The organism is Myxococcus sp. AM011 (assembly GCF_013372595.1).
GTDB classification, from domain to species: Bacteria; Myxococcota; Myxococcia; order Myxococcales; family Myxococcaceae; genus Myxococcus; species Myxococcus eversor.
Genome location: NZ_JABXEM010000605.1, coordinates 1 through 609, shown reverse-complemented (window position 1 = coordinate 609; position 609 = coordinate 1). Strand labels below are relative to the sequence as shown.

The window sequence follows — 609 nt, the reverse complement described above, 5'->3', positions numbered from 1 at the left end:
TCACCGGCCGCGTCTTCCGGGACGTCACCGCCCTCAAGGCAGCGGACGCCTCGGACGGCCCCGCCACGGAGCTCATCCACTTCGCCATCCACTCGCCGCGCTCGCCCTACGGCATTCCCCGCTGGGTCGGCACCCTGCTGTCCGTCCTCGGCTCCCGGCAGATGGAGGAGGTCAACTACCTCTACTTCAATAACAAAAGCGTTCCGCCGCTCGCGCTCCTCGTCTCCGGAGGAAGGCTCTCTGATGCCTCGGTCCCGAGAATCGAGCGCTTCATCGAGGAGAACCTCAAGGGCAAGGCCAACTTCCACAAAATCCTCATCCTCGAGGCGGACGGCGGCGGCACCGGCGACGGAGGCCGCGCGAAGATTGAGCTGCGCCCCCTGACGGACGCCCAGCAGCAGGACGCCCTCTTTCAACAGTACGACCAGCGCAACATCGACAAGGTGGGCAGCTCCTTCCGTCTGCCGCCGCTGCTGCGCGGAGACGGGCGCGACTTCAACCGCTCCGTGGCTGAAGCGCAGCTGCGCTTCGCGGAGGATCAGGTCTTCCAACCCGAAAGAGACGAGTTCGACTTCTTGCTGAATCGGAAGGTGCTCGCGGACATGGGCG

At 65.5% G+C, this 609-nt stretch carries 1 pseudogene; it reads left to right on the top strand.

Annotated elements, in window-relative coordinates:
• Nucleotides 1-609 (top strand): annotated as a pseudogene (locus tag HUW62_RS47625) (phage portal protein); the annotation flags it as partial.